Source organism: Synechococcus sp. R3-13 (assembly GCF_047462195.1).
GTDB lineage: Bacteria > Cyanobacteriota > Cyanobacteriia > Thermostichales > Thermostichaceae > Thermostichus.
The window spans coordinates 1-2,585 of record NZ_JANSIO010000371.1 but is presented as its reverse complement, the minus strand read 5'-3'; the positions used below and the strand labels follow the sequence as shown (position 1 = coordinate 2,585).

5 protein-coding genes are annotated in these 2,585 nt (G+C 57.3%); all 5 read left to right on the top strand.

Annotated features, from left to right (window positions below; all coding sequences use genetic code 11):
- Positions 1-335 precede the first annotated feature (335 nt).
- The 5 genes from NW856_RS11195 to NW856_RS11175 all read left to right on the top strand — a co-directional run bounded on the left by NW856_RS11195 (position 336) and on the right by NW856_RS11175 (position 2,552).
- Positions 336-584: a hypothetical protein gene (locus NW856_RS11195; protein WP_011433899.1), complete on the top strand. Its 249-nt coding sequence runs from the start codon at positions 336-338 to the stop codon at positions 582-584.
- Between the two features lie 100 nt (positions 585-684).
- Positions 685-1,047, top strand: a complete 363-nt coding sequence (gene ndhC / locus NW856_RS11190) for a photosynthetic/respiratory NAD(P)H-quinone oxidoreductase subunit C (protein ID WP_011433900.1) — start codon at positions 685-687, stop codon at positions 1,045-1,047.
- Positions 1,038-1,778, top strand: coding sequence for an NADH dehydrogenase subunit K (locus NW856_RS11185; RefSeq protein ID WP_041436717.1), 741 nt, complete (start codon positions 1,038-1,040; stop codon positions 1,776-1,778). The genes ndhC and NW856_RS11185 overlap by 10 nt, the downstream gene beginning before the upstream one ends.
- Position 1,779: 1 nt before the next feature.
- Positions 1,780-2,331: an NAD(P)H-quinone oxidoreductase subunit J gene (locus NW856_RS11180; protein ID WP_011433902.1), complete on the top strand. Its 552-nt coding sequence runs from the start codon at positions 1,780-1,782 to the stop codon at positions 2,329-2,331.
- 47 nt (positions 2,332-2,378) lie between these two features.
- Positions 2,379-2,552 (top strand): hypothetical protein, encoded by a 174-nt coding sequence (locus tag NW856_RS11175; protein ID WP_011433903.1) that lies wholly within the window; start codon positions 2,379-2,381, stop codon positions 2,550-2,552.
- Positions 2,553-2,585: the final 33 nt, after the last annotated feature.

The following is a 2,585-nucleotide window of genomic DNA, read 5'->3' as shown; positions in this document are numbered from 1 at the left end:
CAGTGCGGGGCTCCTGCGATTTCTAGCTGAGCTGACCAAGCGGCAGAAGGGAAATCTCACTTATTGTTAGCAGGCTGGCTGGGGAATCCTACTGGCGCTACCGTGGTTTTGGGTTGTGTTCACAGCGGGTCAGCAGCGGGCCGGCACAGCTTACTCTACCCAAAAAGGTGCACGTGGGATCTTCACCAAGTGCTGGGGTAAGCTACCCTGTCTGTTGAACTTATTCCGGCAGTCTGTCTGGGTGAAAGATGCTGAGATATCGGCATTAGCGGCCCAAAAGGTTCGGTTCCCAGATTGCCTCTGGGTCTACTTCAAGCTGTTCTGCCTCAATCCCTATGGTTTCCTCTGACCTCAAGCGCTGGCTGGATAACTTCCTGATTGCCGTTGTCTTTCTGGTGTTCGCCGGGTTTGTCTGGTTTGTCTTTTCCGTAACCGGGGCTTTTCTTGGGATCCCACTGGGCTACAAACTTTGGATGCGGCTCTGGCTGCCTTTGTTTCAGCCGGCTTTGGGGATCCTGATGGCCGGGGCGGTGGTGAGCGGAGTGTGGGGCTGGCTGGAAAAACGCCGCTCCCAACAATCATGATCATCAATAGAACTGAAGATCCCGTGGCGCAGGGGAGCCCCAGACTGGCTCTATACTGGAAACGTATCTAAATGTTGAGCACCTGAGGCAGTCTGGCGTCGTGTTTGTTCTGTCCGGCTACGAGTATTTGCTGGTTTTTCTAATCGTCTGCTCTCTGCTGCCGATTTTGGCTCTGGGGGCTTCCGCACTCTTAGCGCCAAAGCGGCGGGGATCCCTGCGGCGCAGCACTTACGAGTCGGGCATGGAGCCGTTTGGGCAAGCCTGGATCCAGTTCAACATTCGCTACTACATGTTCGCACTGGTCTTCGTCATTTTCGATGTAGAGACGGTGTTCCTCTATCCCTGGGCAGTGGCGTTTCACCGCTTGGGGCTGTTGGCCTTTGTGGAGGCCCTGATTTTCATCGCCATCCTTGTGGTGGGTCTTGTGTACGCCTGGAGAAAAGGAGCATTGGAATGGTCATGACGTCTGAGAAATCGCAAGTCTTGTTTCCGGGGGCTGCCCCCCAGGTGACTACCGACCTCTCGAACAACGTCGTTCTGACGACGGTGAACGACCTGTACAACTGGGCTAAGATGTCCAGCCTCTGGCCGCTGCTCTACGGCACCGCCTGCTGCTTCATCGAGTTTGCCGCCATGCTGGGATCCCGCTTCGACTTCGACCGCTTTGGCCTGCTGCCTCGTTCTTCGCCGCGCACGGCTGATTTGATCATCACGGCAGGTACGGTCACCATGAAAATGGCGCCGGCGTTGGTCAAGCTTTACCAGCAAATGGCTGAGCCGAAGTACGTGATCGCCATGGGGGCCTGCACCATCAGCGGTGGCATGTTCAGCTCCGATTCCTACACGGCAGTGCGGGGGGTGGACAAGCTGATCCCGGTGGATGTGTACATTCCCGGCTGCCCTCCTCGTCCAGAAGCGATCATGGATGCCATTGTCAAGCTGCGCAAGAAGATCGCCGCCGAGGACATGCGGGAACGAGGCCGTCTGCAGCAAACCCACCGCTACTACACGGTTAAGCACAACCTCAAGCCTGTGCCGGAGATCATCACCGGCAAGTATCTGGAGAGCGAGACCCGCCAAGCTCCCCCGCCAGAGCTGGCTGCGGCCATCGGCCTGCCGGTGCCCCCGGCTTTGCAAACTGCCGACTTTAAGCAGGCGGAACAGCAGCTCAAAGCCTTGCAGGGAGGAGTGTGAGATGGCAGAGGAGAATGCCCAGGAAAAACAAGCGCCGCCATCCGCAGGCGAGCAGTCGGAACCCTTGGTGACGTTGGAGCGGGGCCCGGTTTCCCAGTTTCTGGCCGACAACGGCTTCGAGCACCAGTATTTGGGGAGAGACGCAGCGGGGGTAGAGCTGTTGGAGGTGGAGCGGGACTTTCTCCTACCCTTGTGTACCGCCCTCTATGCCTACGGCTTTAACTACCTGGAGTGCCAGTGCGGATATGACCTGGGGGCAGGGCAGCCCCTGGTCAGCCTTTACCACCTGATCAAGCTGTCAGACGGGGCGGATCGCCCTCAGGAGGTGCGGCTCCAGGTGAAGTTGCCTCGCCAGGATCCACGGCTGCCTTCCGTATACTGGATTTGGAAGTCGGCGGATTGGCAGGAACGGGAAACCTACGACATGTACGGCATTGTTTTCGAGGGACACCCGAACCTGAAGCGGATTTTAATGCCGGAAGACTGGATAGGTTGGCCCCTGCGCAAGGACTACATCACGCCTGACTTCTATGAGTTGCAGGATGCCTACTGATTGAGGATCCCTGACTCGGTGAGCAGCGTTGAATAGGATGGGTTGAGATGTGGCCTTTTTTGCTCTTGGCAATCTACGCAGGAGGAGTTTGGTACTCGGCCCGCAAGGCGGATCGCATCTATTCGGGATCTGGGAAGTGGCTGGTATCGGCCCTCTGGCCGGTGCTGCTGCTCTCAAACCGTCAGTTTCGCCAAAATTGGCGTCGTCCCCTGAACAAGTAAGTTTGAGTTGAGTAAGTCTGGATCCCTGGAATC

Bases quoted from the DNA above. Each gene is read 5' to 3' on its own strand.
- NW856_RS11195 (WP_011433899.1), top strand. From the start codon at position 336: ATGGTTTCCTCTGACCTCAAGCGCTGGCTGGATAACTTCCTGATTGCC.
- NW856_RS11175 (WP_011433903.1), top strand. From the start codon at position 2,379: ATGTGGCCTTTTTTGCTCTTGGCAATCTACGCAGGAGGAGTTTGGTAC.
- NW856_RS11185 (WP_041436717.1), top strand. From the start codon at position 1,038: ATGGTCATGACGTCTGAGAAATCGCAAGTCTTGTTTCCGGGGGCTGCC.
- NW856_RS11180 (WP_011433902.1), top strand. From the start codon at position 1,780: ATGGCAGAGGAGAATGCCCAGGAAAAACAAGCGCCGCCATCCGCAGGC.